Here is a 26,222-nt window from a genome sequence, read left to right on the forward strand (position 1 = left end):
CGGTTCGGCCACGGCGCGGATCAAGCAAGATATGGCGGAGCCGTGGCGGAGCGGTGCAGTTCGGGCACCGAGGCTCGGCGGTCGCAGTCTGGCGCTCCGGCGCGTCCTGGATCTTGGTCACGATGTCACAGCCTTGTCTGACAACGCACGTGCGCAACGAGGATACGAGCGAAGCTGCGATCGGTTTCGAATTGAGCGCCTTCCAATATGCAATCCAATTGCGGCTCGCGAGCGCCACAAGCGAGGCGAAGTCGGGCTTGTTGTGCTCGCCGCGTGGCACGGGGCAGGGTGAGCAACCGGTCTCACCGACCCGCGTTGTCAGGCCATGGACAAATTCCGAGAATACGGGTTCTGGATCGCGGTCGCCGCAGGGCTTGCGCCGTTGCTCGCTACTGCAGCGCTACTGCTGTGGGTTCAGAGCTGAGGCGGACCATGGAGGGGCAGCAGCGCGGCGGAGTCACGATCGGCATCGAGCGAAGCGATTTTTGACTGGCCAAATGAATGTTTCTTTGGCGCCAACATTCGCCTAGGTCGCTCCTTCCGTGGACAATCGCTCACGACGCCGCGAGGCGGCGAAATCGTGATGGCGCGCTGGTAACGAGGCGAACTCTCCGACGAAGAGCAAGAAGCTGACCGAAAAGCACGAGCAGCATCGTGCTCCGATCGGCCTACGCTCCAACAAGAAGAGAAAAGCCCATGGTGATGTCAGATGCCTCGCACAGCGCTCAAGGTCGCAACCGTCATATTGGCCGGATCGTTTCCGTCCTGCAGGACCTCATGTCGTCCGGAATTGCCCGGTGGGCGCCAATCCCGCTTCGGTTGATCGTGGGATACGGCTTCGCCGAACATGGGTTCGCGAAACTCTTGCGCGGCACTGACAACTTCACCGGCCTGTTGCATGCGCTGGGTTTACCGGCCGCGAAATTCATGGCCTTGTTGACGATCGCAACTGAGATCATCGGCGGAATCTGCATCGCTCTGGGAGCCCTGGTCCCGCTGATCAGCATTCCGATGGCGATCGTCCTGCTTGTCGCGATCTTCACGGTGCATCTGCAGTACGGCTTTTCCTCGATCAAGCTGCAGGCGATTACGCCTGACGGCGCACGATTTGGTCAGCCTGGCTACGAGACCGATCTCCTCTACCTGGCCTGTCTTGTTGGGCTGGTGCTCGGCGGCAGCGGGCCATTCGCGGTCGATACTTGGCTGTTGGGCAAGATCACTCCGCCGAAGGCGTCGGCTGCCGTTCAACGTGACGACACCGCGGCTGAGCTCAAGTCTTAGTTCAAAGTCTTAGCTCAACGTCTTAGCTCAACCTCAAGTCAAGCCCTAGCGGCAGTTCGGGCGCAATTCCGTCGCACGATCGCACAAGGCAGACAGAGACTGGCCCGGTATGCCGGCATACCGGCCCAGTCCATCTGGCGGATTGAGACGCGGTCCCAGGCCGCGCCCGGGTGACCCGCGCGTTCGGCCGGTGTCGCCTACTGGCAATTCCAGGTCGTGCCTTGCGCGCAGTAGGCGTAGGGGCTATCGCCGCCGTAGCGCTGATAGGGATAGTGGCCGGCGCGGTAATAGCCGTAGTAGGCTGGCCCGCTGTAATAGGTTGGCTCGCCATAGTAGACCGGACCGTCGACATAGGCTGGCCCGCCGTAGTCGTAGGCGTAGGAGTCGCGGGCCGCCGCGGCCGCAAGTCCGAAGCCAATCGCGCCGACAGCGGCCGCCGCTGCAGCCGCGCCTCCACCATGCCAATGCCGGGGCCTTGCATCCGCATGCGTCGGCGCCAGTGCGCCGAGCGTCAGGGCCATCACTGAGGTGATCACGGCCGTTCGGCCGAGCACCGGAGCATTTCGAATGGACATTTGCTTCTCCTCCTCCGTTGCGACAGGCGTGTTGCATGTCGGATGCACGTAAACCCGTGCTCCCCAATGGAGTTCCGCGTCCTTATTGGTATCTGCGACCCAGGCCAGGTTCGATGGCATCGAGGGTTTCGCCAGCCCGACCACGATGTCCGGAACTGCTGATAGGAGGGCGCGTTTGTCCGTCGGTCGGCACGGGAGCGGGCTTCGCCTTCGGAACGTCGCGAAGTCGCGCTAACGTGCGCCGTCACTTTTCGGACTGGGACTGCGCCATGAAACTGATCCTCGCCGCGACCGCTCTGCTCATCCTGGCCGGCGTCAGCGGGTCTTCGCAGGCGCAACCCGCGCGCTGGACCACCTATAAAATTCCGGAGACCGGCACGTCGGTCGACATTCCATCCTCGATCTTCAGCGAACCGGCGGGGCGACCGGACGGCTATGGAGAGCGTTTTCAGACCGCCGACGGCCGCGCCAGCCTCACGATCCAATCGGCGCCGAACGCCGCACACGATTCACCGGCCGCCTTTCTCGCCAAGAAGAACCCGCCCGACCACATCCAATATAAGAGGATCACGCCGCGCTTCTTCGCGGTATCGAGCACCAGGGGCGGCATCGTCTGGTACAACCGCTGCAATTTTTCACATGATTTCGTCCACTGCGTCCTGATCAACTATCCGGCGGCCGAAGAGCGTGCCTGGGATGATATCGTTACCCGTATCAGCCTGTCCTTGAATCAGGACTGACCGCGGGCGCCGGTTCGCAGTCGTCCTGGGGCGTCGCTGCGCTTATCCGGGCTCAGCGCGGGGGAGCCAATACGGGCCATCGAGGAACTGCGGAGCTTTAGGTCCATTAACTCTCCACAGTGGCGGAGATTTGAAATGGCCAGGCATCTGTCCCGTGCCCGGCTGACGCGGAGCGTCGCCGGTCTGTTCTCAGCGATGGCGGTGTGCACAACCGTGGTCTTCATCGCAGCGCGTCATCTGGCGGGCTGAAGGCTGCTTTGCGCCTGTTGGCGAACCTGCTCGCGGGCGCTGATCGCGACCGTGATAAGGTGACGGCTTTCTCGAGGAGAACTGTCTCCGATGGCAGTCAAACGTGTCGTCGCAAATATCAAGAGCGGGCGGCCTGAAGCGGCGAAGGCATTTTACAGCGACATCCTCGGAATGGATGTGGTGATGGATCTCGGTTGGATCGTGACTTTCGCCAGCGACGCGATGTCCCTGGCGCAGCTGAGCATCGCCTCCGAGGGAGGCTCCGGCGCCGATGTGCCGGACCTGTCGATCGAAGTGGATGATCTTGACGACGTGCTTGAACGGGTCGCACAGGCAGGCATTGCCATCGTATACGGACCGGCAGCGGAGCCATGGGGCGTACGCCGCTTCTTTGTTCGTGACCCGTTTGGCCGGTTGGTCAACATCCTCGCTCACGCGTGATGCGGTGACGCGAACGAAACTCATCGCCCGCTGGCCTGTCGCGATCTCGTGAAGGTTCAATTCGGCTGCCGCGTGAACTACTTCACAGCGGGCACGACTGACGTCGTGGTAGTGAGGCGCTGTGTCCTCCCCGGAGACCAAGGCAATGGCTGCTGCAATCGTTCGAGCTTTTTCCCGCGTCTCGGAGACTATTGTCGGCGCCAGCGAGACGCTGAAGATTCTCTTAATCTTCGGCCTGGCGGGATTGGCGATCTCGCTGCTCTTGGCCAGCTACGGTCTCGATCTGAGCGCAGGCTTCTTCTAACGAACGGATAAGCCGGCGAGGGTCGTTCACAGCGAGGGTGAGACAAGGCAGATGGTCCCAAGCCGGATTTCGGCGATCAGCCCGAATCTGGGCCTCAGGTCGACGGGGCGACGAAATGGCGGATGATGCGCATCCACCGACGAGCCTTGTTCGCGCTCCGACGGCCAGGGTGCCTCTCGATATATGGCCCATGCAGCACGTCTTGTCGCCGCTCGTAGATGGCCACCGCTAGCGCGCCAACTGCACAGCTGACTGCGGCGAACACAGCAAGTTCGATCATGCTAATTCTCCAGCTCGCATCGGCGTGGCTGAAGAAGGCGCGATCGTCAATTTGCAGATGCCGTTAAGCTGAAGCGAAAAGCTTAATGAGGGAGCGATCATACGTACCGGGACGCGTTGCCGCTCTCAATGCTCTGCGCTCATGCGATCAGGATCGAGCTCCGGGAATTGAGCCAAGTAAGTCAGGAAATAGGATTCAAAGATGAAATTCAGGAGCGCGGACATGACCAAACTCCAGGGTTAATAAACGAAGGCACGGTGCACCGCGCCCGTTTCAATTGGTTTTCGTCCAGGCCGGAAAATGATGTCGTCCGGTCTGGATTCGGTTTCGTCCAGGCCGCGCTGACACGGAGGGGCCGGGCGGCCATTCCCGCTGGTCGGGCCTGTGGGGTCAGCTGCCTTGTATCGCCGGCTCGGCCGCCATTCCGGCGGGGTCCATCCAGATAGGCTCGAATATGTTGCCGTCCGGATCCTCGAAGGTTCGCCCATACATGAACCCGTGGTCTTGACGATCGCGGATGTCGCCTTTTCCGCCGGCCGAGACTGCCGCTTCGACGATCGCGTCGACGTCCTGGAGGCCGTCGCAGGAAATCGCAAACAGCGCGGCACTCGTCGTGTGCGCGTCCGCAATCGGCTTGGGGCTGAATGTGGCGTAAGTGGCGCGCGTCAGGAGTTGAAAGGTGATGGTATCGGACCAGACCATGCATGAAGCCCCGTCGCTGCTGAACTGAGCATTCTGGTGCAGCCGATCGCCTCGTAAAAGCGTGTCGCAGCGGCCAGGTCGGTCACGGGAAGGTTGATGAAGATCATTTTCGGCATGTTTGCCCCTTGTTTGGGATGTCTTGGCGGCCCATCGTATTGGAGCCGGATCGCGAACGTAGGACGTTCGGAGTTCCTGATCTCCGACACGATGCTTGAAAAAATGCGCTGAGGCCGGGATCAAAGAGCGATGCCGTGGGCCGAATCGTCGAGCAAGCTCGGATGGGAGGAGTAGGGGGTGTGGCGATCCCGGCAGGACTCGAACCTGCAACCCGCGGAGTAGAAATCCGCTACTCTATCCAGTTGAGCTACGGGACCATTCTGAACGCCGGCGACGACGGGCGACTCCGCCGCGCCAGCTTGAATACCACCGCTATATGAAAAATTGGCCCGTTCGCCAAGATGATCCGAACCGGAATTGATGTTGCGGCGACAAAGCGGGGCAGGGAGTCATGCGGCCACGTGTCCCCGGTATGCCACGGGGCCGGCCAACCCGGCAAAAGGCTTTCGGCGGAACGTCATGTCAATCGCACTGCTGTTGGAGACCGGACGGCTCCCCGAACCCTCGCCGCCGCTCCGCTTCGCTGCGAAGGGGAAAAAGGGAGAAGAGGGCCGTCGCGCAGCTCTCGCCTCAATTCAATTGTGCGAGGCGAACCTGGCCGTGTCCGGCCACGGGCCGCCAGTCGGCATCCCCTGCCATCAGCCTGTCACCATTCCGCGCCCATCCTCGCCACGAATCGGCAACAGCGCGGACGCCCGTCTGTGCGTCCGAAGGAGTTTTCCCATGATCGGTCTGGTTCGCGCCGCCGCCCTCTGCATCGCGCTGGCGCTCGGTCTTGCTTCGGCTTCCGCGGCCGAGAAGGCGTTCAAGCGGGACGATCTCGCTGACGCCGCGATCAAGCTAGAGGCGCAGATCAAGAGCGAGGCGGGACCGGTCAACAAGCCGGTGGCGACGTTGCGCAACGATGCCGACGCGGCATTCCGCCGCAATGATTTCCGCAGCGGCCTGCAGATCCTGGGCCAGATCGCGACGACCGCGCCCGACGATGCCGCCAACTGGCTGCGGCTGGCTCGCACCATCGTCTTCCAGATCAAGCCGGCCACCACCAGCGAGCAGACTTTCCTGCTGGAGCGCGCCTCGACCGCCGCCTATATCGCCTATCAGCACGCCGGAAATGCTGGCGAGGAGGCCGATGCGCTGGCCATGATCGGCCGCACCATGGCCGATCGCAAGCTTTGGCGGCCGGCGCTCGATGCACTGCGCCTGTCGCTCGACCTGCGCGAGGTCGCTGATGTCAGGGGCCAGTACGAACGGCTGCGCGACGAGCACGGCTTCCGCCTGCTCGACTACACCGTGGATTCGGACTCCGCGAGCCCGCGCGCTTGCTTTCAATTCTCCGAGGCTCTCGCCAAGCGGACCGATTTCACCCCCTTCGTGGCGCTGGCCGGCACCGACAAGCCGGCGCTGACCTCGGAGGATAAGCAGCTCTGCGTCGAAGGCCTGAAGCACGGCGAGCGCTACAATATCAATCTGCGCGCCGGCCTGCCGTCGACCGTGAAGGAGGCTTTGCCGAAATCCGCCGAGTTCAACGTCTATGTCCGCGACCGCAAGCCCTTCGTGCGCTTCACCGGCAAGGCCTATGTGCTGCCGCGCACCGGGCAGAAGGGCATTCCGCTGGTCAGCGTCAACACGCCGGCGGTCAACATCAACGTGTTCCGGATCGGCGACCGCAACCTGATCAACACCGTCATCGACAGCGACTTCCAGCGGCCGCTGTCGAGCTATCAGCTCTCGGATCTCGGCAACGAGCGCGGCATGAAGGTGTGGTCAGGCGAGCTTGCGACCGCCATGACGCTGAACCAGGACGTCACCACGGCATTTCCAGTCGACGAGGCGATCGGCGAGCTGCAACCCGGTGTCTATGTGATGACCGCGGCGCCGAAAGGCCCGACAGCGACGAGCGACGAGGACGGCCAGCTTGCCACGCAATGGTTCATCGTCTCCGACCTTGGCGTCGCCGCCTTCTCCGGCAATGATGGCATCCACGTCTTCGTCAACTCGCTGGCCTCGACCGATCCGGTGGCGCGCGTCGAGGTGCGGCTGATCGCGCGCAACAACGAGATCCTCGCCACCCGCAAGACCGACAACGCCGGTCACGCGCTGTTCGAGACGGGCTTGGCGCGCGGTGAGGGCGGCCTTTCGCCGGCCATGCTAACCGTATCGGGGGAGAAGGCCGACTATGCCTTCCTCAGCCTGAAGACGTCAGCCTTTGATCTTTCCGATCGCGGTGTCGCCGGGCGCGAGGCGCCGTCAGGCCCTGATGCCTTCGTCTATGCCGAGCGCGGCGTCTACCGTTCCAACGAGACCGTGTACCTCACGGCGCTGTTGCGCGACGGGCAGGGCAATGCGCTGACCGGCAGCCCACTCACACTCGTGGTCGAGCGGCCCGACGGCGTCGAATTCCGCCGCGCCGTGCTGCCCGATCAGGGCGCCGGCGGCCGCTCGCTCGCCCTGCCGCTCAACTCCGCCGTGCCGTCCGGCACCTGGCGCGTCCGCGCCTTCACCGACCCGAAGGGATCGTCGGTCGGCGAGACCACCTTCATGGTCGAGGACTATATCCCGGAGCGGCTGGAGTTCGACGTCTCGTCGAAAGACAAGATGATCAAGGCCGACGCTCCGGTCGAGCTCAAGGTCGACGGTCATTTCCTCTATGGCGCGCTGGCGTCCAGCCTGCAGCTCGAAGGCGACATGCTGGTCACGACCGCGGCCGAGCGGCCGGGCTTTGCCGGCTATCAGTTCGGCGTCGCCGACGAGGAGACGGCCTCCAACGAACGCACCCCGATCGAGAATCTGCCTGAGACCGACGACAAGGGCGCCGCGAGCTTCCCGGTCAGCCTGCCGAAGCCGCCGACCTCGACCCGCCCGCAGGAAGCCCAGATCTTCATCCGCATGGCGGAGACCGGCGGCCGCGCGGTCGAGCGCAAGCTCACGCTGCCGATCGCTGCGAACGCCGCGCAGATCGGCGTGAAGCCGCTGTTTGCCGACAAGAACGTTGGAGAGGGCGAGAAAGCCGATTTCGACGTCGTATTCGTCTCGCCCGAGGGCAAGACCCTGGCGCGCAGCGGCTTGCGCTATGAGCTCTTGAAGATCGAGTCGCGCTATCAATGGTACCGGCAGAATTCCTATTGGGACTACGAGCCGGTGAAGTCGACCCGCCGGGTCGCTGATGGCGATGTCAGCATCGCGGCTGACAGGCCGACGCGGCTGAGCTTCCAGCCGGAGGCCGGCCGCTACAGGCTCGACCTGAAGTCGGCGGATGCCGACGGCCCGATCACCTCAGTGCAATTCGACGTCGGCTGGTATTCCGATGGCAACGCCGATACGCCGGATCTGTTGGAGACCTCGATCGACAAGCCGCAATATCAGTCCGGCGACACCATGGTCGTCACGGTGAATGCGCGCACTGCCGGCAAGCTGACCGTCAACGTGGTCGGCGACCGGCTGCTCAGCACCCAGAGCGCCGACGTCAAGGAAGGCACCAACCAGGTCAAGCTCGTGGTCGGCAAGGATTGGGGCACGGGCGCCTATATCGTGGCCACGTTGCGCCGGCCGCTCGATACGGCCGCGCAGCGCATGCCAGGTCGCGCCATCGGGCTGAAATGGTTTGGCATCGACAAATCGACACGCACGCTCGCCGTGAACCTGGCGCCGCCGTCGCTGGTGCGGCCGGGCTCGACGTTGAAGATTCCGGTGAAGCTCGGCGGTCTCAATCCCGGCGAGGACGCCAAGATCGTGGTGGCGGCGGTCGATGTCGGCATTCTCAACCTCACCAACTACAAGTCGCCGGCACCGGACGATTATTATCTCGGCCAGCGCCAGCTCTCGGCCGAGATCCGTGATCTCTATGGCCAGCTGATCGACGGCATGCAGGGCGGCCGCGGCCAGATCAAGACCGGCGGCGATGCCGGAGGCGCCGAGCTGCAGGGCAGCCCGCCAACGCAAAAGCCGCTCGCGCTCTATTCGGGCATCGTGACGGTCGGCCCCGACGGCAGCGCGGAGATCGCGTTCGATATTCCTGAGTTTGCGGGAACCGCGCGCGTCATGGCGGTGGCGTGGACCGCGACCAAGCTCGGCCGTGCGGTGACCGACGTCACCGTGCGCGATCCGGTGGTGCTGACTGCGACCCTGCCGCGCTTCCTGCTGCACGGGGATCACGGCACGCTGTCCTTCGATCTCGACAATGTCGAGGGCGCCCCCGGTGATTACACGATCGCGGTGAAGGCGAACGGGCCGGTGAAGGTCGCCGGCAATGCCAGCGTGACGATGAAGCTCGCGGCCAAGCAGCGCAGCTCGGCGACGCTGGGCCTCGATGCCAGCGGTACTGGCACTGGGCAGTTCGACGTCGACATCAAGGGGCCGAACGGGCTAACGCTGGCGCGGCATTATCAGCTCGACGTCAAGCCGGCGACCCAGGTGCTGGCGCGGCGCTCGATCCGCACGCTCGCCAAAGGCGAGAGCCTGACACTCTCGTCAGACATGTTCTCCGATCTCGTCCCGGGCACCGGCACGGTGTCGCTGTCGGCGAGCCTGTCGAGCGCGCTCGATGCGGCAACGATCCTCAAGGCGCTCGATCGTTATCCGCATGGCTGCTCGGAGCAGATCACCAGCCGGGCGATGCCGCTGCTCTATGTCAACGAGCTCGCGGCCGGTGCGCATCTCGCCATGGACACCGAGATCGATCAACGCATCCGCGATGCGATCGATCGGTTGTTGGCGCGCCAGGGTTCGAACGGCTCGTTCGGCCTGTGGTCGGCGGGCGGCGATGATCCCTGGCTCGACGCCTATGTCACGGATTTTCTGACCCGTGCCCGCGAAAAGGGCTTTGCGGTGCCGGACGTGCTGTTCAAGAGCGCGCTCGACCGCGTCAGGAACTCGGTGGTCAATGCCGACGAGCCGGAGAAAACGGGCGGCCGCGATCTCGCCTACGGCCTCTATGTGCTCGCACGCAATGGCGTGGCGCCGATCGGTGATCTGCGCTATCTCGCCGACACCAAGCTGAACAACCTCGCCACGCCGATTGCGAAGTCGCAGCTTGCTGCCGCACTGGCGCTGGTCGGCGACCGCGCCCGCGCCGAGCGGGTCTATGCAGCCGCAGCCGACAGCCTGTCGCCGAAGCCTGCGTTGGTGTTCGGCCGCAGCGATTACGGCTCGGACCTGCGCGATGCCGCGGCGCTGGTGTCGCTGGCAGGCGAGGGCAATGCGCCGAAGGCGACGTTGACCCAGGCCGTGATGCGGGTCGAAGCGGCGCGCGGGCTCACGCCCTATACCTCGACGCAGGAGAATGCGTGGCTGGTGCTGGCCGCGCGGGCGCTCGCCAAGGAGGCGCTTGCGCTTGATGTTAACGGCCAGGCGGTGAAGACCGCGCTCTACCGCAGCTATCGTGCCGCGGAGATGGTGGGCCAGCCGCTCAAGGTCACCAACACCGGTAACGCGCCGGTGCAGGCGGTGGTCTCGGTCTCGGGTTCGCCGCTGACGCCGGAGCCTGCAGCCGCGAACGGCTTCAAGATCGAGCGCAGCTACTACACGCTTGACAGCAAGCCGGCCGACGTCAGCAAGGCCAAACAGAACGACCGCTTCGCGGTGGTGCTTAAGATCACCGAGGCCAAGCCGGAGTTCGGCCACATCATGGTGTCGGACTATCTCCCTGCAGGCTTCGAGATCGACAATCCGCATCTGGTGTCGTCGGGCGACAGTGGAACCCTCGACTGGATCGAGGACGGTCAGGAGCCCGTCAACACCGAGTTCCGTGACGACCGCTTCTCGGCTGCGCTCGACCGCGCCGCCGACGCGAAAGCCGTGTTCACGGTCGCCTACGTCGTGCGCGCGGTCTCGCCTGGGAAGTATGTGCTGCCGCAAGCCTATGTTGAGGACATGTACAACCCGTCGCGCTATGGTCGCACCGGCACGGGCTCGGTGGAGGTTCGCGCGGCGAAATGAGCGAAGGTGTAACCAGCGGCAAGACGAAGCGGCGGGTCGGGCGTCTTGCGGCGACAGCCGCGGCCCTGCTGCTCGTCGCTGTGACGACCTGCGCCGCCTGGATCGTCTCGCTCGGCCCGTTGCCGCTGCAGGAGGCGCGCGCCGTCTCCACCACCATCGTCGACCGCAACGGCAAGCTGCTGCGCGCCTATGCGATGGCCGATGGCCGCTGGCGGCTGCCGGTCGACGCCAAAAAGGAGGTCGACCCCACCTATCTCAAGCTCTTGCTTGCTTATGAGGATCAACGCTTCTTCGACCATCATGGTGTCGATCCCAAGGCGCTGGCGCGGGCCGCGGTTCAGCTTGGTACGAGCGGCCATATCGTCTCCGGCGGCTCGACCATCACGATGCAGCTGGCGCGGCTGATCGAGCCGCGGCAGCATCGCTCGCTGCATTTCAAGCTGCGCCAGATCGTGCGGGCGCTGGATATCGAGCGCGAGATGAGCAAGGACGAGATCCTCGATCTCTATCTCACGCTCGCGCCGTATGGCGGCAATCTCGAAGGCATTCGCGCTGCCTCGATCGCCTATTTCGGCAAGGAGCCGAAGCGGCTGTCGCTGGCCGAGGCCGCGCTCCTGGTCGCGCTGCCGCAGTCGCCCGAGACGCGCCGGCTTGACCGTTACCCGGAGGCCGCCAAGAAAGGCCGCGACCGCGTGCTCGACCGCATGGTCTCCGAGCATGTCGTGTCCGAAGAGGATGCCTTACAAGCGAAGGCGCAACCCGTCCCACGCCTGCGCCACCCGATGCCGATATTGGCGCCGCATGCAGCCGACCAAGCCGCCGCTGCGGTCAAGGACCAAGCGGTGATCAAGCTGACGCTCGATGCCGGTCTGCAGAAAGTGCTCGAGCCGCTTGCGCATGATCGCGCCGCGAGCCTGGGGCCGAACATCTCGGTCGGCATCATCGTGGTCGACAATGACAGCGGCGACGTGCTCGCCCATGTCGGCTCGGCCGACTATTTCGATCCGCGCAGGGCAGGGCAGGTCGACATGACGCGCGCGGTGCGCTCGCCGGGATCGACCTTGAAGCCGTTCATCTATGGGTTGGCCTTCGAGGACGGCTTCGTGCATCCGGAGAGCCTGATCGACGACCGGCCGGTGCGCTTCGGCTCTTATGCGCCGGAAAATTTCGACATGACCTATCAGGGCACGGTGCCGGTGCGCAAAGCACTGCAGCTGTCGTTGAATGTGCCGGCCATCGTGCTGCTCGATCGGGTTGGCGCAAGCCGGCTGTCGGCGCGGCTGAAGCAGGCCGGCGCCAATCTCGTCCTGCCGAAGGACGAAGCGCCGGGCCTTGCGATGGGCCTCGGCGGCGTCGGCGTCACGCTGCAGGATCTCGCGCAGCTCTATTCCGGATTTCCACGGCTTGGCAGTGCCAGACCGCTGCGCGAGATCATGCTCAAGGACGACGCTCGCGAGCCCATGCGGTTGATGGACGCGGCCGCGGCCTGGCAGGTCGGCAACGTGCTGTTGGGAACACCTCCGCCTGATAATGCGGCACGTGGCCGCATCGCCTTCAAGACCGGCACCAGCTACGGCTACCGCGATGCTTGGTCGGTCGGTTTCGACGGCCGGGTCACGATTGGCGTTTGGGTCGGGCGTCCTGATGGCGCGCCGGTTCCCGGGCTGATCGGGCGCGTCGCCGCGGCGCCCATCCTGTTCGATGCGTTTGCCCGAACCGGCAAGTTGCCCGCGGCACTTCCCAGGCCCCCAAAGGGGACGCTGGTCGCCGGCAATTCCAAGTTGCCGCTGCCGTTGCGCCGGTTCCGGCCGTTCGGGGAACTGGTCCGAGCCGGTGCGGAACAGGCGCCCCATATCCAGTTCCCGTTGAATGGATCGCGGATCGACGTCGATCGAGCCAATGGCTCGGATGCTGCCGCGATGCCCGTCAAGGTTTCCGGTGGCGTGCTACCGATCACCATGCTGGTCAATGGACTTGCGGTCGGCGAGATCGACAGCCGCCGCCAGCGCCTGATCGATCCCCCTGGGCCGGGTTTTGCGCGCCTGACTGTCATCGACGCCACCGGCGCTGCGGACACAGTTGTGGTCAGAATTCAGTGACCTCGCGCTAAGCGGTTGTCGACATGGTGGTTTCAGCGTATGCGGAACCCCATGGTCGAGACCTATGCCCGTCCCCGTTTTGGAGAGCCCCGTGAGCCGAAGAACCTGGTCAATCCAGGAAACAGGCTGGCACGGTTGCTCGACGTCGTCACGGTCAGCCACGTCCGGGCCGTGGCGTTCCTGCTCGTCTGCGGACTGCTCTTGTTCCTGCCGGGCTTCTTCACCATTCCGCCCGTCGATCGCGACGAGGCCCGCTTCGCGCAGGCGACCAAGCAGATGGTGGAGACCGGCGATTATGTCGACATCCGCTTTCAGGACGACGTGCGCTACAAAAAGCCGGTCGGCATCTACTGGTTGCAATCGGCCGCGGTGGAGACGGCCTCTGCACTTGGCCTGCCACGGGCGCAGTTGCGCATCTGGATCTATCGGATTCCATCCCTGATCGGCGCAATCGGCGCTGTGCTTCTGACCTACTGGACGGGGCTCGCCTTCGTCACCCGCCGCGGCGCAGTGTTGGCAGCGCTGATGCTGGGCTGCTCGGTTCTGCTAGGGGTCGAGGCGCGGCTCGCCAAGACCGACGCGATGTTGCTGCTGACTGTCGTGGCCGCGATGGGCGCGCTGGCTCGGGTCTATCTGTCATGGCAGCGCGGGGAGGATCCCGAGCGTCCGCCGTGGAGCTGGCCCGCGATCTTCTGGACCGCGCTTGCCGCGGGCGTCCTGATCAAGGGGCCGCTGATCCTGATGTTCGCAGGCCTTGCCATCGTCGCGCTTGCGATCGTGGATCGGGGCGCCTCGTGGCTGTGGCGGCTGCGCCCGCTGTGGGGGCTGATGTGGATGCTGGTGCTGGTGCTGCCCTGGTTCATCCTCATCACGTTGCGGGCCGGCGAGACCTTCTTCACCGACTCCGTCGGCGGCGACATGCTGAGCAAGTTGGCGGCCCAGGAATCCCATGGCGCGCCGCCCGGGGTTTACCTGCTGTTGTTCTGGATCACATTCTGGCCGGGTGCGCCATTGGCAGCGATGGCGGCCCCGGCGGTCTGGCGAGCGCGTCGGGAGCCCGGCGCGCAGTTCCTGCTGGCGTGGCTCGTTCCGTCCTGGATTGTGTTCGAGGCCGTGCTGACCAAGCTGCCGCATTACGTGCTGCCGCTGTATCCGGCGATCGCGATCCTCACCGTCGGTGCGCTGGAGCGACGCGTGCTGTCCCGGGGCTGGCTCCGGAGGGGCGCTGCCTGGTGGTTTGGGATTCCGGCGATCACCTCGCTCGTCGCCGTGATCGGCGCCATCACCGTGACGCGGCAGCCGGTGTTTCTGGCTTGGCCATTTGTTGCGGCCGCGCTCATTTTCGGCCTGTTCGCATGGTGGCTGTATGAGGATGGGCGCGCCGAACGGTCGCTATTGAATGCGGCGGTCTCCGCCATGTTTCTCGCTTTCGCCGTGTACGGCGTGGTGCTGCCGGCACTGACCCCGTTATTCCCTAGCGCCGAGATTGCGCGCGCCTTGCGCAACGTGGTCTGCGTTGGTCCGAAGGCCGCTGCTGCCGGTTTCCAGGAGCCGAGCCTCGTGTTCATGGCGGGCACCGGGACCTTGCTGACGGACGGCTCAGGCGCTGCCGATTTCCTCAGCCAAGGCACCTGCCGCTTTGCGCTGGTCGAGCAACGCTCCGAGCGCAGCTTCGTGCAGCGCGCCGAAGCGATCGGATTGCGCTACAACGTGGCCAAGCGCATCGACGGCTACAACATCTCGCAAGGACGTCCGGTCACCATCTCGATCTTCCGCTCGGAAGGCACCGAGTGATGGCCGTTCCCGAGAGCGGAACCAAGGCGCCTGGCTATGGCTCGCAGCTCGTTGCCGTTGTTGGGCCGGGGCTGGCGCAGCTGGTGCGTCCGCCGCAGGCGTCGCATAAGCAAGAAGCTGCGCAACGCCTCGTGCGCCAGCTGTTCGCACTGAGCGGGATGACCATCGGCCTGATGCTGCTCCTGATGTTCACCTTCGACGTGACCGCGATCCAATCGATGCCGCCGCGCGGCACGCCCGGCCTCTGGCCGGTCCGGATCTTCACCGATTTCGGCAAGGACGAATATGTGCTCGGGATTCTCGCAGCCGCGCTGATCCTGGTGGTGTTGGCGGTGCCGCTCCGGCCGCAGGGCTCGCGCAGCCGCCTGTTGCATCTCGGGACGCATCTTCAATATCTGTTTCTGGCCGTGTTGATCCCGATCCTCTGTGCCCAGCCCCTGAAATGGATCATCGGTCGTGGTCGGCCCTTTGTGGGCGGCAAGGCGAACGCCTTCAATTTTCAGCCGTTCAACGGCACCGAGGCCTATTTCAGCCTGCCGTCGGCCCATGCCGTGACCGCTTTCGCGCTGGCCTTTGCTATGGCCGCGGTATGGCCGCGGCTGCGGATGCCCATGTATCTCTATGCTGTGGCAATCGCGCTGAGCCGGCTGGTGCTGCTCGCGCATCATCCGAGCGATGTGGTCGGCGGCGCTCTGGTGGGCCTCATCGGCGCCATGCTGGTGCGGTACTGGTTTGCGGCACGCCAGCTTGGCTTTGCTGTCGGTGAAGGCGGCCAGATTGTCCCGCGCTGAACCGGGAGCGCTACCGCTGTAAACCCGATCTCGACAGCGTCCGGCGGTCTCAAAAGGGTTGCGAGGCGGCCTGGAGCCCCATAAGAAGCCCCCGCGGGAGGCCGGGCGGAGCCCGCCCCGATTGACCCCTCCCATCACGAGCGCCGATTTGCCGTCTTCCGACCATCCCTTGCCCGTCTCCGTCTCCATTGTCGTTCCCGTGCGGAACGAGGCGGGCAACATTGCGCCGTTGATTGCCGAGATCGCGGGCGCGCTGGACGGGCTCTGGGCCTACGAGATCGTCTATGTCAACGACGGCTCGACCGACGCCACTGCCGAGCGCCTCGCTGACGAGATGACGCGGCGGGCGAATCTCCGCGTGGTCAGCCATGAGCAGTCGACCGGTCAATCCGCTGCCGTGCGTAGCGGTGTGCGCGCGGCCCACGGCGTCATCGTCGCGACGCTGGACGGCGACGGCCAGAATGATCCAGCGTTCCTGCCCGATCTGATCGCGGCGATTGAAAAGGGTGGGGCGCAGGTCGGCCTTGCCGCCGGCCAGCGCGTCGGGCGCAAGGACACCGGCTTCAAGAAGCTGCAATCGCGTCTCGCCAATCGGATCCGCAACGCCGTGCTCCATGACGGCACCCGCGACACCGGCTGCGGCCTGAAGGCGTTTCGCCGCGACGTGTTCCTGATGATGCCCTATTTCGACGGCCTCCACCGCTTCTTGCCGGCCCTGGTGCGCCGGGAAGGGTTCGAGATCGCCTATGTCGATGTCATCGACCGTCCGCGCCGTTCGGGCGTGTCGAATTACGGCTTCTTCGACCGGCTGTGGATCGGGATCATGGATCTCTTCGGCGTCTGGTGGCTGATCCGCCGCAAGAAGCCCACGCCGATCGCGACCGAGGTGAATCGATGCTGATCCAGTACGGACAGGCGCTGAGCAACTACATCTACGACATCTTTGTCGCCAAGTTCGACTTCTGGCTGGCTTTCGGCCTCGCGGCGCAGCTCGCATTCGCGGCGCGCTTCCTGGTGCAATGGATCGCAAGCGAGCGCGCTGGCAAAAGCGTGGTGCCACTTGCATTCTGGTTCTTCTCGATCGGCGGCGGCGTCATGACGCTGATCTACGGCCTGGTGAAGCGCGAGCCGGTCATCATCTTCGGCCAGCTTCTGTCGAACATCATCTATATCCGCAACGTGATGCTGATCTTCAAAAGCCGTCAGAAGGAATCGCAGACGCTGAGCAGTTAGCGCCTGCGCGGACCCGCGGTCTGTATGCGGGAACATTGAGATCGTAATCATCAATAACCACGTCTTGGCTGGGGTTGCCGAGGAGTGGAACCGATGCGCGTGGATTTCAGAAGCGACGCTTATCTTCGCGACCCCGCTGTAAGCCTCGCAAAGTTGCGAGCGGCCGGTCCGATCGTGAAAGTGCATTTCCCGATCGTAGGCGAGACTTGGATCACCACGACCAACGATCTGGCCGTTCGCGTTCTCAAGGACAACGACACCTTCACGATGCGCCAGAACGGCAAAGTCGCCGGTCAGCGCTGGTGGATGCCGCCGTCGCTGCGCACGCTGACGCTCAACATGCTGAGCATGGACGAGCCGGACCATACCCGTCTGCGTGGCATCGTCGACGAAGCGTTTCGTCGGCGTGCGATTCTCGATATGGAACCACGGATCTTCGCCTTGGCCGACGAGCTTGCGGCGGAGTTGTTTGCTGAAGGAAAGCCAGCCGATCTGGTCGAGCGCTATGCGCGGAAACTGCCGTTGTCGGTGATCTTTGAGCTGCTGGGCTTGCCGCGCGCCGACCGGCCGCGGTTCATCGCGTGGGCGAACAGCCTCACCCGTCTGAGCGGAATGCTCAGCTTTGTCAAAATGATCGCCGGCCTGGGGCCGATGAAACGCTACCTGGAAGGCCGCTTGCGGATTGCACGCGACACCGGCGGTGAAGGCTTGATCGCGGAGCTGGTTCGCGTCGAACAGGAGGGCGGCCGCATCAGCAGCGATGAGATGGTGGCGATGGTCTTTCTCCTGCTCGGGGCCGGATCAGAGACCACCACGCATCTGATCAGCGGATCGGTCTACGAGCTGACCAAGGACCCTGCCTTGCGCGATTGGCTCGAGGAGGATTGGAGCCGCGTCAATCTGGCAATCGAGGAGTTCTTGCGTTTCGTCGCGCCGGTTCAGTTCACCAAGCCGCGCATCGTCAAGACCGACATCGATCTCGGCGGCGCCAGGCTGAAGCAGGGCGACAAGATCATGGCCATGCTGGCGGCGGCCAACATGGATCCTGATGCCAATCAGCACCCCGAGAAGCTCGATCTCGCGCGCAAGCCCAACCATCATCTGTCGTTCGGCACCGGTATCCATTTCTGCCTGGGCCATCAACTCGCCCGCATCGAGGGCAAATGCGCGCTGGAGGCGCTGTTCAAGCGCTGGCCGAAATTGCAATTGGCCGTGCCTCCGGACCAGGTTCGTTGGCGCCCGCGGCCCGGTCTCAGGGCGATCGAAAAGCTCCCCGTCGCGGTCCAGATGAAATGAGTGCCCTTTGGCAGCTTTGGTTCGGCGGCATCTGCGTCCGTCCGTCGGACTTTGCCAATTTCAGAATGTTTTGTATCGTTGTTCGTCGACTACCAAAAAATCCAGAGATCTTGTCCTTGAAATTGTTCGCAAGCACGCATGCGGGCGCGACAGGATGAGACATAATTGTGGGGGAGACCATGACCAGAAAATACTATCTCTGCATTGCGGTCATCGCCGGTATTTTGCTGCAACTCGGCGCGGGGGGATCGGCGAACGCCGGTTCGCCAGGCAAGAGCGTCACGATTGGCACGACGTTTCCCGACCGCTTCCCGGTGATCCGGAATTTCTACCTGGGACAGCCGGCGATTGGCTTCGGCTCCGAGATCGGCCGGGTCGAGCACGTTCCGGTCATCTTCCTCCACGGCAACAACGACACGCCGTTCCCGACCGCCTGCAATCCATTCGGTCGCATGCAGGCCTTCGCGCAATCATTCCTGGATCGCGGCTACCATCCCAGCGAGCTCTGGGGTCTGGGCTATCAAGGCGATCAGTGCGACCTGGCACAGGATAATACCCATCGCTCAGGCATCTCGCACACCACGGCAGCGGCCGTGCCGATGCTGCGCGAATTCGTCAAGGCGGTGCTCGATTTCACGGGCGCCAAGCGCGTCGACATCGTCGCCCACAGCCTCGGGGTCACCGTCGCGCGCGAATGGATGCTGCAGGACAATGCCTACCGCAAGGTCCGCGCCTTGGTGGCGATAGATGGACCCAATCACGGCATCATTGATTGCTCGCCCAACCCGGGCAACTTCTATCAATTGCCGAGCGGCGGTGGCTTCACACCGAGCAGCGCGGTCTGCGACGAATACGGCTCCGACCACACGCAGTTGCTCAATGTCCTGAATGCCGCGGGCGAGACGCCCGGTCCCACACGGTACCTGGTCATCCGCAACAAGCCGGGATCACCCGACTTCGTCTACAACAGCCTGCCCGACGGCGTGCTTCCGGGCGTTCCCGCCGAGGACCGCGACGGCAAGCCGCATGATTTCACCGGCAGTGCCGGTCTCGCCGGTGCCGAGACCATCGACCTTGTCGGCCAGGGGCAATTCGACCCGGTGCTCGCCACCTCCCATCTCGGAATCCTCAACTCTCCCGAGACGCGCGACGCCGCGCTGAAATTCTTGAACTCCCTGCGAGGAAGGGCCGACCAGGACGGCAGCGATTAGTCTCGCAGCGTCATTCGACGCGATCGCCCGCTTTTCGGAGTTGGCCGGGCTCATTCGTCTCGTTACAGGCAAACGGCGCCCGGGAGGATCCGGGCGCCGTCGATTTCAAGCCGGTGCCGTCGGCGTCAGCGGTCGAAGCCGGGCAGGGCCGACGTGTGCTCTGCGCGGGCACCCTTCAGCTTGTTGGCGTCAAGACCGAGCGCACGCAGGATCGTCGGCGCGACCTGCTTGTTCTCGACCTTTTCGTCGACGGTGCCGCCTTCGAAGTGCGGGTTGGCAAGCACCAGCAGGACGTGGGTGTCATCGTCGGTGAAGCCGCCATGCTCGGCGATCTTCTTCTTGCTGCCGCTGTAGATCGTGCCATGGATCGGCTGGATGATGATATCAGGCGTGCGGCCCTGGGCCGGGTTGCCGAACTTGTCTTCCAGCTCGTCGCCGGCATAGATCTTCTCGATTTTGGCCTGATTCAGGAAAACCCGATCGTTCTCGAGGATGCTGACGGCCTTCTTGGTCTGGGTCTGATCGGCGAGCCAGATCAGCGAGACGTCATCGGCGGTCTCCTGCGCCACGCTGATGCCCCCTGCGGTCAAGAGGTCGACCGGGTCGACCACGTCGGCATGGCCGGGCAGCAGCTTCGGATTGGTGCTGCCCTTGAGCATGTGGAGCTGGCTCAGATCGATCGGCGACTGCCCATGCTTCGCACCGACGATCACCAGGGTGCTGTCCGTGAGATGCTGCTTGTCCAGTTCGGTCAGCATCTGACCAAGTGAGCTGTCGACGAAGTCGAGCGAGAGTTCGAGCTGCGCGCTCGGCGTGCCGTTCGCGTCGGTGTAGCCGTCGGCGGTCACCTTCTGACCGACGCTGACGGCCTGGAAATTCATGCCGAAGATCGCCGGCACGCCGACCTTGTTTGCTCCGGTATGATCGAGGCCTTTGATCCAGTTCAGGACCGCGGTGACTTTCAGGTTGTCGTAGTAGCGCGTGTAGACCGGGTTCACGGTCCAGTCGTCGCCGGCCTGAGGCGTCGGAACGAGCTGCGGGGCGAGGGCGAGGACAGTGGTCGAATTGATCTCGGGCGCATAGAGCTCGTCGAGGCCCTTGCCGGAGGGACCGCTGATGATCTCATAGGCCGGGTGCTTGTCCGACCAGGCGGTGCGCAAGCCCGCGGCATGGATCACTTCCATGATGGTCGTGGTGTCGTTCCTCAGGTACTGGTGCGGATACACGACCTGGCAAGTGGTGCCGACCTTGCGCATGGGCAGATTGGCCGGATTGATGTGGTCGGAGCCCGCCGGTCCGCCGCCGTCGAGCTGGCTCAGATCATAGTCGAGCGCTTCGAAATAGGTGGCTTCAGTGCCCGGCTGACCCTGGCAGTTGCTTCCGGGCGGATAAAGCGTGTGGTCATAGGTGTCGTCATAAAACACGCCATGCTTTTTCGGCGAGGCGCCCGTCATGAAGGCCAATAGTCCAGGAAATGAATCCGACGGGCGCGAGGTGTGCGCATTGGCGTAGTGCAGCCCGTGCCGCAGCAGCTTGGCGAACGTCGAAGCAGGGTGGCTTTTGACATAGGTCTGCAGGTCGACCTCATGCATGCCGTCGACGCTGATCAGCAGCACATGCTTGACGGGGCCGTGACCATGGTCGTCCGAGTCGGCGCGTACTGCCGTCGTGAGTGCCGTCGATGCCAGTAATGCGGCGGCTGCGAGCTTTCCAAACCGATTCATTGTGACCCTCCCTAAGATTGAGGGTCCTCCGATATCGCAGCCAACACGACGCTGATATGAAGCCGCCATGATGGTGTCATGACCGTTTCATGCTTTGCATGACTTCAGTCGAATCTTACGACCTATCTTTGGTACCGAACGTCGCGCGCGATGCTCCGTTAAGTCCGCTGGCTGCGCGCGCTAGGCGGCGTTGAACGCGGCAAAGCCGCGATCGAGATCGGCCTTCAGATCCTCGACATTCTCCAGCCCGATATGCAGCCGCAGGGTCGGGCCTTGCGGAGCCCACCGCGTCGCCGTGCGATAGCTCGTGCAGTCGAACGGAATGGCGAGGCTCTCAAAGCCGCCCCAGGAATAGCCCATGCCGAACAAAGTGAGCGTGTCGAGCAGCGCATCGACCGCAGCTTGCCGCTTCGGCTGCAGCACGATGCTGAACAGCCCGGAGGCGCCGGTGAAGTCGCGCTTCCAGATCGCGTGTCCCGGGTCGCTTTCCAAGGCCGGATGCAACACCCGCGTGACCTCCGGGCGCGTGGCGAGCCAGCGTGCCATCTCGAGCCCGGAGCGATAATGTTGGGCGAGGCGGACGCCGAGCGTGCGCAGCCCGCGCAGGGCCAGGAAAACATCATCGGGCCCGGCGCAGACGCCAAGCAGCCGGATCGCCTCCGAGATCATCGGCCACGCCTTGGCGTTCGCCGAAATCGTGCCGAACATAATGTCGGAGTGGCCGCCGATATATTTGGTGGCGGCCTGCATGCTGATGTCGACGCCCTGCTCGAGCGAGCGATGATAGAGCGGGGTTGCCCAGGTGTTGTCGTCGATCACCAGCGCGTCATGCGCATGCGCGACCGCGGCGATCGCCGGAATATCCGGCATCTCGAACGATTGGGAGCCGGGCGCTTCCACAAGCACCGCGCGTGTATTCGGCTTGAGCAATTGCTCAATTCCTGTGCCGATGGTGGGATCGAAATAGTCGGTCTCGACGCCATAGCGCGCCAGCAGGCCGGTGCAGAAATTGCGCGTGGGTCGGTAGACATTGTCGCAGACCAGGAGATGATCGCCGGCCTTGAGCACCGCGAGCAGGGTGGTGGAGATCGCCGCAAGCCCCGATGGCGCGAGGCCGACGCCGGCGCATTGCGGCCCCTCCAGGGCCATCAGCGTCTCTTGCAGCGCCTTCGTGGTGGGCGTGCCGTGCCTGCCATATTGGAATTCGCCGCGATGGGCGTGGAGATCCTCCGCCGTCGGGTAGAGGACCGTGGAACCATGGACGACCGGCGGATTGACGAATCCGTGCTGTGCTTTTGCATTGCGGCCTGCCGTCACCAGCCGGGTTTCAACCTGTTGTGGCACCGCAGCGCCGTCGTTTGAAGATGCCATGCGTTTGCCGTTGCCGCCTTTTTTTGCCCGTCGTCTCGGTGACAGGAATCCCTCAAGGTCAGGATTGTTAATAACAGAATGCAGAAGAGGGGCGTCAACCCCTTGACCCGGCAGGCCAGTCGTTCTGTGATGCCGCCGCTATTCCATCGCTGCATGTTGAGGGGCTTGCCGCGATTTCCGGTCCATTCTGCATCGATAATGCCATATCTTGGTATGGCGTTTGCAGTGGCGGATTCCCGGTCGGCCCCGTTTGACATGAGTGAGGCATCAACGCTCAAGGACGACCCTCGAAAGGCTCTGCCCATGAAACGCGTCTCTCTGGCTTTCACCTTTGCCCTCGCCACCGCGCTCGCGAGCCCCGGCGCCCACGCCGACACGCTCAAGACGGTCAAGGACCGGGGCATGCTGTCCTGCGGCGTCAGCCAGGGCCTGCCCGGGTTCTCGAATCCGGACGACAAGGGCAATTGGACCGGACTGGACGTCGATATCTGCCGCGCCGTCGCTGCGGCCATTTTCAACGATCCGACCAAGATCAAGTTCGTGCCGCTGTCGGCCAAGGACCGTTTCACCGCGCTGCAGTCCGGCGAAATCGACATGCTGTCGCGCAACACGACCTGGACGCTGTCGCGCGATACGTCGCTGGGCGCCAATTTCACCGGCGTGACCTATTATGACGGACAGGGCTTCCTCGTGAAGAAGTCGCTGAAGGTGAACTCGGCGCTCGAGCTCAACAGCGCCTCGGTCTGCGTGCAGACCGGCACCACGACCGAGCAGAACCTCGCCGACTACTTCAAGGGCAACAACATGAAGTACGAGGTGATTGCGTTCGCGGGTGCGGACGAGACCTTCAAGGCCTATGAATCCGGCCGCTGCGACGTCGTCACGTCGGACGTCTCTCAGCTTTACGCTGAGCGCCTGAAGCTCGCCACTCCCGCTGACCACGTCGTGCTGCCCGAGGTGATCTCCAAGGAGCCGCTCGGACCGATGGTGCGCCATGGCGACGACCAATGGTTTGATATCGTCAAATGGGTGTTGTTCGCCATGGTGGACGCCGAGGAAATGGGGATCACCCAGAAGAACCTCGATGAGATGGCCAAGTCGGACAAGCCGGATATGAAGCGCGCTTTCGGCACCGACGGCAATCTCGGTGAGCAGCTTGGCCTGACCAAGGACTGGCTGTACCGGATCGTGAAGGCCGTCGGCAACTACGGCGAGGCGTTCGACCGCAATGTGGGCGCCGGCTCCAAGCTGCAGATCGCGCGCGGCCTGAACCAGCTCTGGAACAAGGGCGGAATCCAGTACGCACCGCCGATCCGCTAAAACCGGCGTGGTCAAGGGGCTGCGGCGATGAGTATCGAAGCGAGGCTACCTCCGCCGCAATACGCGCTTCGCCTGAAGCGCGCATTGGGCGGCCAAGCAGGGTGGAGCGGCTTCGCCCTGCAGATCCTGTTCGTCGCCACGCTCGCGTGGATTGGCTACGAGATCGTGGCCAATGCCCGCGCCAATCTGGAAGCCCAGCGCATCACGTCGGGCTTCGGCTTCCTCAACAACACGGCAGGCTTTGACGTCAGCCAAAGCCTGATTCCGTATTCAGGATCGAGCACCTACACCCGCGTGTTCCTGGTCGGGCTGCTCAACACGCTGCTGGTGTCGGTGATCGGCATCTTCTTTGCGACCATCATCGGCTTCATCGTCGCGCTGGGCCGGCTGTCGCCCAACGGATTGTTGTCGCGCGTCGCGGGCGCGTATGTCGAAATCATCCGCAACCTGCCGGTGCTGTTCCAGATCCTGTTCTGGTATCTGGCCGTGCTGGCGGCGCTGCCGGGACCACGACAGAGCATCTCGGTGTTCTCGACGTTCTATCTGAACAATCGCGGCCTGGTCATCCCCTGGCCGATCGCCGAGCCGGGCCTTCTTCCTTTCGTGATTGCGCTCGCCGTCGCAATCATTGCCGCGCTGGCGCTGCGGACCTATGCGCGCCGGGAGCTGTTCCTGAAAGGGCATGCGGTTCGGATCTGGCCTTACGTGATCGGCGTCCTGATCGGGCTGCCGTTGATCTCGGCGCTGGTATTCGGCAAGCCGGTCCAGTTCGATGTGCCGGTTCTCAAGGGATTCAACTTCGCCGGCGGGGCGCGCGTCATTCCGGAATTCGTCGCGCTGACCGCGGCGTTGTCGATGTATACGGCGGCCTTCATCGCCGAAGTCGTGCGCGCCGGCATTCTGTCGGTGCACAAGGGGCAGATGGAAGCGGGCGTCTCGCTCGGCCTGTCGCGCGGACGGGTGTTGCGGCTGATCGTGATTCCGCAGGCGCTGCGGGTGATCCTGCCGCCGCTCACCAATCAATATCTCAATCTCACCAAGAACTCGTCGCTGGCCGTTGCGATCGGCTATCCCGAACTGGTTTCGGTGTTCATGGGCACTACGCTGAGCCAGACCGGGCAGGCGATCGAGATCATCGCGATCACGATGGGCGTGTATCTCCTGCTCTCGCTGATCACGAGTGCGATCATGAGCTTCTACGGCTGGCGACTGGGTAAGAGGCTCGGGGCATGAGCGATATCACCGCATCCAACTTCATGCGTCAGGAACTGGTGCCCGAACGGCGCGCGCCGGTCAGGACCACCGGCTTGGTCGGCTTTGTCCGGACGCGAATGTTGAATTCGCCGAGCAACGTCCTGCTCACGATCATCAGCGCGGCGTTGATCTGGTACACCGTGGTCCCGGCCGTCCAGTTCCTGTTGGTCGATGCTGTCTGGCAGGGCAAGGATCGCGACGCCTGTCTGGCCCAGAATGTCGGCCATGCGGTCGGCGCCTGCTGGCCCTATATCGGTGCCGAGATCAACCAGTTCACCTACGGTTTCTATCCCGAGGCCGAACGATGGCGGGTCAATCTGACCTTCCTGCTCGCCGTCATTCTGTTGGTGCCGATGCTGATCCCGCGCATTCCCGCCAAAAGCCTGAACGCGGGGCTGTTCTTTCTTGCCTTGCCCGTTGTGGCTTTTTTCCTGCTCTATGGCGGCGGGCTGTCCGGCTTCGGCGTCAGCTGGACCGCAAGCCTGTTATCGACCTTCACCGAAAGCATCCAGAGCGCAGGCAGCGCGTTGCAGCGGGCCGGCGCGAACGCGCCGGTGATCGGGATTCTGTTCTGGGCCGTCGGCGAACTGATCGTGCTGATCGGGATGGCTGCGGATTGGGTGATCTCGCCGCTGACTTGGCTGCGCGGGCAGATCCAGAACTCGCATCAGCCGGTCTGGACCGATTTCGTGCTGACCGCCATCGTCGTTTCGGCGTTGGTCTTTGTCCTCGGCGGTGGCCGACGCGCTTTGGGCGCGGTGGCCAGATGCCTTGCCATCTTTGCCGGCATCGCGATCGTGATCGGCGTGATGGGGCTCGATCATGGCGGCCTCCAGATCGTCGATACCAGGCTGTGGGGCGGGCTCCTGGTCACGCTCGTGGTCTCGATCACCGGTATCGTCGCCTCGATGCCGATCGGGATTGCGCTGGCGCTCGGGCGTCGCTCGACGATTCCGTTGATCCGGATCTTCTCGATCGCCTTCATCGAGTTGTGGCGCGGCGTGCCGCTGATCACGGTGCTGTTCTTCGCCACCTACATGCTGCCGCTGTTCTTGCCCGGCAACATGACAGTGGATGGACTGCTCCGTGCATTGATTGGCGTCGCGCTGTTCTCCGGCGCCTATCAGGCCGAGGTCATCCGCGGCGGTCTGCAGGCGATCCCGCGCGGCCAGGGCGAAGCCGCGAACGCGCTCGGCCTGTCCTGGAGCAAGACGACCTTCCTGATCGTGTTGCCGCAGGCGCTACGCCATGTCATTCCAGGTCTGGTCGGCTCCTTCATCTCGCTGTTCAAGGACACCTCGCTGGTCTCGATCGTTGCGATCTTCGATCTGCTCGGCAGCTTGCGTGCATCGTTCTCCGATCCCACCTGGGCCACGCCGACCACCGCCTTTACCGGCTTCGCCTTCACGGGAATGATCTATTTCGTCTTCTGTTTCGGCATGTCGCGCTACGCGCTGTTCGTGGAGCGCCGGTTGAATGCGCACCGGCGCCATTGAGCAGCAC

General features: G+C 63.8%; 19 protein-coding genes, 1 tRNA gene and 1 pseudogene. 16 read left to right on the forward strand and 5 right to left on the reverse strand.

Going from position 1 to position 26,222, the window contains the following annotated elements; genetic code table 11:
• Positions 1–696 precede the first annotated feature (696 nt).
• Positions 697–1,281, forward strand: coding sequence for a DoxX family protein (locus BRAS3843_RS32215; protein WP_008973399.1), 585 nt, complete (start codon positions 697–699; stop codon positions 1,279–1,281).
• A 197-nt stretch (positions 1,282–1,478) separates the two neighbouring features.
• Here the strand turns inward: BRAS3843_RS32215 and BRAS3843_RS32220 are convergent, their stop codons facing one another.
• Positions 1,479–1,856, reverse strand: coding sequence for a hypothetical protein (locus tag BRAS3843_RS32220; protein WP_008973400.1), 378 nt, complete (start codon positions 1,854–1,856; stop codon positions 1,479–1,481).
• A gap of 269 nt (positions 1,857–2,125) precedes the next feature.
• Between BRAS3843_RS32220 and BRAS3843_RS32225 the strand changes: the two genes are divergently transcribed.
• From BRAS3843_RS32225 to BRAS3843_RS41050, 3 genes are all read left to right on the forward strand, one after another.
• Positions 2,126–2,596: a hypothetical protein gene (locus tag BRAS3843_RS32225; protein ID WP_008973401.1), complete on the forward strand. Its 471-nt coding sequence runs from the start codon at positions 2,126–2,128 to the stop codon at positions 2,594–2,596.
• Between the two features lie 339 nt (positions 2,597–2,935).
• Positions 2,936–3,286, forward strand: a complete 351-nt coding sequence (locus BRAS3843_RS32230; protein WP_008973402.1) for a VOC family protein — start codon at positions 2,936–2,938, stop codon at positions 3,284–3,286.
• Positions 3,287–3,431: 145 nt separating this feature from the next.
• Positions 3,432–3,590 (forward strand): hypothetical protein, encoded by a 159-nt coding sequence (locus BRAS3843_RS41050; protein ID WP_008973403.1) that lies wholly within the window; start codon positions 3,432–3,434, stop codon positions 3,588–3,590.
• A gap of 670 nt (positions 3,591–4,260) precedes the next feature.
• On the opposite strand, the pseudogene BRAS3843_RS32235 reads toward BRAS3843_RS41050, so the two are convergent.
• Positions 4,261–4,688, reverse strand: a pseudogene (locus tag BRAS3843_RS32235) (VOC family protein).
• Between BRAS3843_RS32235 and BRAS3843_RS42550 the strand changes: the two are divergent.
• The gene (locus BRAS3843_RS42550; RefSeq protein ID WP_277996500.1) at positions 4,669–4,800 is read left to right on the forward strand and encodes a hypothetical protein; all 132 of its coding nucleotides are present in this window, start codon (positions 4,669–4,671) and stop codon (positions 4,798–4,800) included. The pseudogene BRAS3843_RS32235 and the gene BRAS3843_RS42550 sit on opposite strands and share 20 nt — an antisense overlap.
• 69 nt (positions 4,801–4,869) lie before the next feature.
• Here BRAS3843_RS42550 and BRAS3843_RS32240 read toward each other — a convergent pair.
• Positions 4,870–4,946: transfer RNA gene (locus tag BRAS3843_RS32240), tRNA-Arg, on the reverse strand.
• A 466-nt stretch (positions 4,947–5,412) separates the two neighbouring features.
• On the opposite strand from BRAS3843_RS32240, the gene BRAS3843_RS32245 reads away from it, so the two are divergent.
• The 8 genes from BRAS3843_RS32245 (at position 5,413) to BRAS3843_RS32280 (ending at position 19,050) form a co-directional block, all read left to right on the forward strand.
• Positions 5,413–10,626 carry an alpha-2-macroglobulin gene (locus BRAS3843_RS32245; protein WP_008973409.1) on the forward strand — a complete coding sequence of 1,738 codons (5,214 nt, stop codon included), beginning with the start codon at positions 5,413–5,415 and terminating at the stop codon, positions 10,624–10,626.
• Positions 10,623–12,725, forward strand: coding sequence for a penicillin-binding protein 1C (gene pbpC, locus BRAS3843_RS32250; protein WP_008973410.1), 2,103 nt, complete (start codon positions 10,623–10,625; stop codon positions 12,723–12,725). The genes BRAS3843_RS32245 and pbpC overlap by 4 nt, the downstream gene beginning before the upstream one ends.
• Before the next feature lie 51 nt (positions 12,726–12,776).
• Positions 12,777–14,519: a glycosyltransferase family 39 protein gene (locus BRAS3843_RS32255; RefSeq protein WP_008973411.1), complete on the forward strand. Its 1,743-nt coding sequence runs from the start codon at positions 12,777–12,779 to the stop codon at positions 14,517–14,519.
• Entirely contained in the window at positions 14,519–15,310 is a 792-nt protein-coding gene (locus BRAS3843_RS32260) for a phosphatase PAP2 family protein (RefSeq protein WP_008973412.1), read from the forward strand. Before BRAS3843_RS32255 ends, BRAS3843_RS32260 begins: the two co-directional genes overlap by 1 nt.
• A 121-nt stretch (positions 15,311–15,431) precedes the next feature.
• Positions 15,432–16,211 carry a glycosyltransferase family 2 protein gene (locus BRAS3843_RS32265; protein ID WP_008973413.1) on the forward strand — a complete coding sequence of 260 codons (780 nt, stop codon included), beginning with the start codon at positions 15,432–15,434 and terminating at the stop codon, positions 16,209–16,211.
• A complete protein-coding gene (locus BRAS3843_RS32270; RefSeq protein ID WP_008973414.1) occupies positions 16,205–16,543 on the forward strand; it encodes a lipid-A-disaccharide synthase N-terminal domain-containing protein in 339 nt (112 codons plus the stop codon). Before BRAS3843_RS32265 ends, BRAS3843_RS32270 begins: the two co-directional genes overlap by 7 nt.
• 84 nt (positions 16,544–16,627) lie before the next feature.
• Entirely contained in the window at positions 16,628–17,839 is a 1,212-nt protein-coding gene (locus tag BRAS3843_RS32275; protein ID WP_063710329.1) for a cytochrome P450, read from the forward strand.
• 179 nt (positions 17,840–18,018) lie between these two features.
• Positions 18,019–19,050 carry a hypothetical protein gene (locus BRAS3843_RS32280; RefSeq protein ID WP_008973416.1) on the forward strand — a complete coding sequence of 344 codons (1,032 nt, stop codon included), beginning with the start codon at positions 18,019–18,021 and terminating at the stop codon, positions 19,048–19,050.
• A gap of 125 nt (positions 19,051–19,175) precedes the next feature.
• Here the strand turns inward: BRAS3843_RS32280 and BRAS3843_RS32285 are convergent, their stop codons facing one another.
• Both BRAS3843_RS32285 and metC read right to left on the reverse strand, forming a co-directional pair.
• Complete coding sequence (locus BRAS3843_RS32285) at positions 19,176–20,774, reverse strand: alkaline phosphatase family protein (protein ID WP_008973417.1); 1,599 nt, start codon at positions 20,772–20,774, stop codon at positions 19,176–19,178.
• A gap of 180 nt (positions 20,775–20,954) precedes the next feature.
• Positions 20,955–22,145: a cystathionine beta-lyase gene (gene metC / locus BRAS3843_RS32290; RefSeq protein WP_008973418.1), complete on the reverse strand. Its 1,191-nt coding sequence runs from the start codon at positions 22,143–22,145 to the stop codon at positions 20,955–20,957.
• Between the two features lie 303 nt (positions 22,146–22,448).
• Here metC and BRAS3843_RS32295 point away from each other — a divergent pair, with 303 nt between their 5' ends.
• The 3 genes from BRAS3843_RS32295 to BRAS3843_RS32305 are packed head-to-tail and all read left to right on the forward strand — an operon-like array spanning position 22,449 to position 26,215.
• Positions 22,449–23,465 (forward strand): amino acid ABC transporter substrate-binding protein, encoded by a 1,017-nt coding sequence (locus tag BRAS3843_RS32295; protein WP_008973419.1) that lies wholly within the window; start codon positions 22,449–22,451, stop codon positions 23,463–23,465.
• Between the two features lie 27 nt (positions 23,466–23,492).
• Positions 23,493–24,698: an ABC transporter permease subunit gene (locus BRAS3843_RS32300; RefSeq protein ID WP_008973420.1), complete on the forward strand. Its 1,206-nt coding sequence runs from the start codon at positions 23,493–23,495 to the stop codon at positions 24,696–24,698.
• Positions 24,695–26,215 (forward strand): amino acid ABC transporter permease, encoded by a 1,521-nt coding sequence (locus BRAS3843_RS32305; protein ID WP_008973421.1) that lies wholly within the window; start codon positions 24,695–24,697, stop codon positions 26,213–26,215. Before BRAS3843_RS32300 ends, BRAS3843_RS32305 begins: the two co-directional genes overlap by 4 nt.
• Positions 26,216–26,222: the final 7 nt, after the last annotated feature.

It is taken from the genome of Bradyrhizobium sp. STM 3843, assembly GCF_000239815.1.
GTDB lineage: Bacteria > Pseudomonadota > Alphaproteobacteria > Rhizobiales > Xanthobacteraceae > Bradyrhizobium.